Raw genomic sequence first — 6380 nt, forward strand, 5'->3', positions numbered from 1 at the left:
TATTCATTATTGAGTTGCGAATCTTTTGGGGTATTGTACCTTATTGTCCTAAGATATCAAGCAAATCTTGGATTAAATTCTTGCTCCTACTAGGCTCTATTTCTTACAATCAAACCGCGACCTGTGGGCATATCCCGTCCATTACAGCCGGGCATTGGCTTCTGGTCACATCTCTCATCCTCAAGCGTTAGGGGTCGAGAGTGAAGTCACCTTCACCCTCTCCCATTCAGAACCGTGCTTGATAGTTTCCCATCACACGGCTCCTGGTGTGGATACCCTATTTGTCAAAGGAGCAGAATCAAGAGACCTGCTTTCTACTTCGATGTTCAGAGCTATATGCACCACGTAGTCTTTAAACTCGTCCTCGCCATTATACTCTTACTGACCGCAGTATCTATATCCCCACCGTGACCTGTGGGCATATCCCGTCCATTACAGCCGGGCATTGGCTTCTGGTCACATCTCTCATCCTCAAGCGTTAGGGGTCGAGAGTGAAGTCACCTTCACCCTCTCCCATTCAGAACCGTGCTTGATAGTTTCCCATCACACGGCTCCTGGTGTGGATACCCTATTTGTCAAAGGAGCAGAATCAAGAGACATTAGCATCTGTGGGTCCTAATTGTTGGACTATTTCCACCATAAACTGCTGAGTCTGCCAAAAAGAACGGTTGAGGCGACTAAATACATCAAAGGCGACATCGATATCAATTCTCAATTCTGGGTTAGGGTAGCTTTGTAAAAACCCTAGTATTGATAACCCAGACTCGCTTTCGGCTGCTTCTAATAGGGCGGTTTTAATGTCTGCGCCTCGGGTTTGGGGGTCCTGAGTGCGGGTAATGGTGGCAATTTCGTCAAGGATGTTTTCGCCAATTTGGGTTGTCAGTAAATTGCTGACGGCGGTGGGTGGGATACCTACTTGAGAATTTAAGACTCCCAGGACTTGTTGTTTTTGTTGGGGGGACAGAAACAGCTCATAACCTCGGAGTCCGGGGGGAACTTTTCCGGTGTTGGCTAATGTTTCTAAATCTTCGATTGCCAGAGAGAGAGACATAATCCCTTGGCGAACTATAATTGTTTCTGCTGCCTTCACTGGGGTAGCGATCGCAATATGAGTCCCCAATGCGATCGCCGAAAGTACAGCTAACTTGAACCTAGACCATTGAAAGTTCAGCCCCATAACACCTCAGACTACTGGTTGAAAAAAAAGTGAACCTAATCTTTTTGTAACACCTCAGAGAAGGCAAAATCAGGAGCAGCTAACACAAAAATTGTAGCGGGTAATCCCGTAGCCATTTTCTGGAGTCCCTCGTAATATTTACTGTACTGCAAATCCTCTTTGGGGGTAGCCATACCCAAAAATACCAAATCGGCATCCTGAGAGGAAGACCGTAGAATTTCCGGGAAAGGTTGTCCTTGAGACACAATCACCTTGGGTTTAGCCCCAATGCGTAACTGTGCAACCACTTTAGCCAAATTGGTATGGGCTGCTAGTGCTGCTGTTTCGTCGGGTACAACTAAGTTTAAATTAATTTCGGCTCCGCGCCATTCCAGACTCGTCCGCAGCAAATAAGCCAGAATTAGCATCAAGCCTCCATTAGTATTAAGACCCCCCCACCAGAGATCAATCTTCTGTCGCGCGCCAAATCCCCGATCTGATTCATCTCTTAGTATGAGTACACTACGAGCGGTTTTGTGAAAATGTACTAGGGTTTCACAATATGATTTTCGACGTTCAGGGGATTGGGAATCCCCTAATAAAATTGTATTGGGTACTAAAGGACCAATTCCGTAGGATTCTACGAGTTGACGGGAGCCAGTGAAGGGATTATCTGCCATAATCACCCGGACTAAGCCTGCTATGGCTCGTTTTTCTAAATAATCGCGCAAAATCGCTTCTATTTCATTTCTTTGGGTCGGACTACGGGAGCCTGTGGGTAAGATGGTGCAAACAGTAAACAGGCTGACGTTATGAGAAAAATTAGCTGCTAATTCCACTAAAGACCAACGTTTATTGGGCGCACCGGAAAAGGTGAGGATATGGGGTCGCCAGTTTTTGGTGTCTGGGGTGTAACTCAGTTGAAATAAACCCCGACGCACTAGCGCCATCCAAATTCCCTGACGGATATCTCCCCAGGCGCTTTCTAGTTCTCGTCGCTCTAACCAAATATAGATACTAAAGACAATGATAGCCGCGATAATGGTGGCGATCGCATCAATGAGGAACATTACGCCTAAACAGCCGACGACTCCCAACAGAGACAATAGCCAGTGAACTTTGAAGGTGGGACGAAAGGAGGGACTTTCTAAAAAGGTCTCGATACCTGCTGCTAGGTTGAGTACCAAATAGGTGGTCAGAAAGAACATACTCAACACTGGGGCGATCAGGTTGAGGTCGCCGACAGCAACGGCGATTAATACAAATCCTAGGGTAACAACTGTGGCGATACGGGGTTCATTATCGGGTCCCGATCCGGTTCCTAGGAATTTTAACCAGTTGGGTAAAATGCCATCTTTGGCTAAGGCTTGCAGGACTCTTGGCGCTCCTAATATACTACCTAGGGCGCTCGATAGGGTGGCTCCCCACACTCCCAGCAGGATAGCGGGTCCCCAGAAAGCTATCCGTTTCATGATTAGCGCATCGACTAGGAGGCTCTCTGTATCCCCTTGCATCCACAATAGGACGGGTAGCAACATATATATTACATAACCTGTGCCGACGGCGGCGAGGGTTCCTGTAGGGATAGATTTGGTGGGGTTTTGCAGATCTCCTGACATATTGACCCCTGCCATAATTCCAGTAACGGCGGGGAAAAAGACGGCGAACACTTGCCAAAATCCTACTTTGGGGAGGTTGGTGGCAATTGCTATGTCTTGTGTGCTGGCTTCGACTGGACTACCGAATAACAGGGAGATTAGGGATAGGGCGATCGCTGCCATGATGAAGTATTGGGCTTTAATCGCTAATTTGGCGGACTTAATGGCAATTATAGCCACCATGATGGTGGTGATGATGGCTACAACTTTAATATTGAGTTGGGGAAAGGTGATGACTAGACTTTCGGCAAAACCAATGGTATACAGAGCAACGGAGATGGCTTGGGCAAAATATAAGGGTATCCCAATGGCTCCGCCGGATTCAATACCGAGGGAGCGACTAATCATATAATAGGCTCCGCCGGCTCTGACTACTTGATCAGTGGCGATCGCACAAATGGAAAGGGAGGTCAGAAAGGTGATAGATGTTGATAGGGTGACAATAGCTAAGGTTCCCCACAGTCCCACCTGACCGACTACCCATCCAAATCGCAGATACATAATCACCCCCAGGATGGTTAAAATTGAGGGAGTGAAGACACCACCAAAAGTCCCTAAACCTGCTCCGGTTTGGGAAGTTGGCGGGGGTTCTGATGATGGTGGAGATGGCAAAAAGGGTAGTTTCATGATCACACTATGTTTCAACCCAAGTCAATTAGACTTACCGGACTCGAGAAGATACTCTAAGAAGGTCTGGGCGACAACTGATAATTGTTTCCCGTTGAGGTAGGCTGCATACCAACAGCGTTGGATGGGAAATCCTACCACATCTAAAGTGGTTAGCTCTCCTCGATCGCCATACGAGTTTAATGTATGTTTGGATAAAACGGAAATCCCCAGACCTCCGGCGATCGCTTGTTTGATCGCTTCGTTGCTACCTAACTCTAGGCGTACCCGCACTGATACCTTACTCTTGTCAAATAATTTCTGCACTGCCCTACGGGTACCTGACCCAGATTCTCGCATGATAAATGGTTCATGGTTCAGCGCTTCAATGGGAATTTGGGTTTTACCGACGAGGGGATGGTTACAGGGGGCTACCACCACTAGGGGATTATCTAAAAAGGGTTTTGTACAAAGGTCTATATCTTCGGGCGGTAGACTTAGTATATATAGATCATCTTTATTTTCCAGCATCCGTTGGGTAATCTGTTGGTGATTGATCACCTGTAGGGCAATATCAATGGCTGGGTAGTTTTGACAAAAAGACCCTAACAGTCTGGGAATAACGTATTTAGCTGTGGTGACTACTGATAAACTTAATCGTCCCTGTTTAGCGCCTTTCAGGTCAGCAATGGTCATATCGAAATGTTCCAGGCGCTGGAAAATATCGTGACAGGTCGCTTGTAACTCCTGACCTGCATCAGTAAGATAAAGTTGTTTGCCAATTTGCTCAAATAGTGGTAGTCCCACCGCTTGGGATAGATGTTTGACTTGACTTGAGACAGTGGGTTGGGTGATCAATAACTCTTCTGCTGCGCGAGTGAAGCTACCGTGACGCGCTACGGCTTCAAAAACCTTTAACTGATGCAGTGTGGCCTGAATCACCAGCTTTGTCCTCCAAGTAATGGGTGATGATTGTACTATTGATTTAAGTCTATCAAAATATAGAGAATATACAATAGATTGACACTGATATAATATAATTACCTATTTCGGTTATAGCAGTTCCTAGATCCGAAGGAAGCGGAAAGCCTTTTTCCGGCTGGGACTAATTCCCGCCCCTGTATAACCCATGGGTTATCTGTTGGCTTTCAGTTGCGCCCGGTTGGTATGGAGGGGCGATCGAGATTTTTGATCGCGATCGCTCAGATCCCAACCCTAAAACTTTCATATAGATTATATTTACAATACTTAATATTTTTTTTAGCCATTTAGTGATATAGATATTTTTTCCCAGATACCCGATATGTGGTTTTGCAAAGAAATATAAACAAATGTAATGGAAATATTAACAATATTAAAGGTTGACTGAAGCCATTTATTGATAGTATTTTAATCAATCGGCAAATAGCCGGAAATTTAAAGAGCGATTCCTCAGAAGGGAGATATAAAGGAGTTATGTCTTACTCTCAAACTCAAACCAAATCGAAAGCCGGATATCAGGCTGGTGTAAAAGACTATAAGCTGACGTATTACACGCCGGATTATACGCCCAAAGATACAGACATTCTGGCCGCGTTCCGTGTTTCTCCTCAACCGGGAGTTCCCCCGGAAGAAGCGGGAGCAGCAGTAGCAGCAGAATCTTCGACCGGAACTTGGACAACTGTATGGACTGACCTGTTAACAGACCTCGATCGCTACAAAGGTCGTTGCTACCACATCGAACCAGTACCCGGCGAAGACAATCAATATTTCTGCTTTGTTGCCTATCCGCTGGATCTGTTTGAAGAAGGTTCCGTTACCAATATGTTAACCTCCATCGTGGGTAACGTATTTGGATTTAAGGCTCTGCGGGGCTTGCGGTTGGAAGATATGCGGATTCCAATTGCTTACCTGAAAACCTTCCAAGGCCCTCCCCACGGTATCACCGTTGAGCGGGACAAATTGAATAAATACGGTCGTCCTCTGTTGGGTTGCACCATCAAACCTAAACTGGGTCTGTCGGCTAAAAACTACGGTCGTGCGGTTTATGAGTGTCTGCGTGGCGGTCTGGACTTCACCAAAGACGACGAAAACATCAACTCTCAGCCGTTCATGCGCTGGCGCGATCGCTTCCTATTTGTACAAGAGGCGATCGAAAAAGCCCAGGCTGAAACCAACGAAATTAAGGGTCACTACCTAAACGTAACAGCCCCCACCTGCGAAGAAATGATGAAACGGGCGGAATTTGCCAAAGAAATCGGCACCCCCATCATCATGCACGACTTCTTCACCGCTGGCTTTACCGCCAACACCACCCTAGCTCGTTGGTGCCGTGATAATGGTCTGTTGCTGCACATTCACCGCGCTATGCACGCTGTGGTTGACCGTCAACGTAACCACGGTATCCACTTCCGGGTTCTCGCCAAGTGTCTGCGGATGTCCGGTGGTGACCACCTGCACTCCGGTACAGTTGTAGGTAAACTCGAAGGTGAAAAAGGTATCACCATGGGTTTTGTAGACCTGATGCGGGAAGACCACATCGAAGAAGATCGTTCTCGTGGTATCTTCTTTACCCAAGATTGGGCTTCTATGCCTGGTGTAATGCCGGTTGCTTCCGGTGGTATTCACGTTTGGCATATGCCAGCTCTGGTGGAAATCTTCGGTGATGATTCCTGCTTGCAGTTCGGTGGTGGTACTTTGGGACACCCCTGGGGTAATGCTCCTGGTGCAACTGCTAACCGTGTGGCTCTCGAAGCCTGTATCCAAGCTCGTAACGAAGGCCGCAACCTGTTCCGTGAAGGCGGCGACGTGATTCGTGAGGCTTGCAAGTGGAGTCCTGAGCTGGCTGTGGCTTGCGAACTTTGGAAAGAAATCAAGTTCGAGTTCGAGGCCATGGACACCCTGTAGGTTTCCTCAGATTTTGAGAAGTCAGCACCCCCGGCTGAAGCACGGGGGCTTCGTGCCCCCCTTTCAGGTAGCTC

At 47.2% G+C, this 6380-nt stretch carries 4 protein-coding genes; 1 reads left to right on the top strand and 3 read right to left on the bottom strand.

All coding sequences use genetic code 11. The annotated features are described in order from the left end of the window. Positions 1-589: 589 nt before the first annotated feature. Genes P5683_RS21785 through P5683_RS21795 form a run of 3 tightly spaced genes read right to left on the bottom strand, consistent with a single transcriptional unit; the run spans position 590 to position 4362 of the window. Positions 590-1177 carry an alpha/beta hydrolase gene (locus P5683_RS21785; protein ID WP_006668584.1) on the bottom strand — a complete coding sequence of 196 codons (588 nt, stop codon included), beginning with the start codon at positions 1175-1177 and terminating at the stop codon, positions 590-592. Positions 1178-1212: 35 nt separating this feature from the next. Beyond that, entirely contained in the window at positions 1213-3441 is a 2229-nt protein-coding gene (locus tag P5683_RS21790) for a Na-K-Cl cotransporter (protein WP_315669479.1), read from the bottom strand. Positions 3442-3465: 24 nt separating this feature from the next. Further along, positions 3466-4362, bottom strand: coding sequence for a LysR family transcriptional regulator (locus P5683_RS21795; protein WP_006623655.1), 897 nt, complete (start codon positions 4360-4362; stop codon positions 3466-3468). 513 nt (positions 4363-4875) lie between these two features. Between P5683_RS21795 and P5683_RS21800 the strand changes: the two genes are divergently transcribed. After that, entirely contained in the window at positions 4876-6306 is a 1431-nt protein-coding gene (locus P5683_RS21800; RefSeq protein ID WP_006623657.1) for a form I ribulose bisphosphate carboxylase large subunit, read from the top strand. The last annotated feature ends 74 nt before the right edge of the window (positions 6307-6380 follow it).

The organism is Limnospira sp. PMC 1279.21 (assembly GCF_032349615.1).
GTDB lineage: Bacteria > Cyanobacteriota > Cyanobacteriia > Cyanobacteriales > Microcoleaceae > Limnospira > Limnospira fusiformis.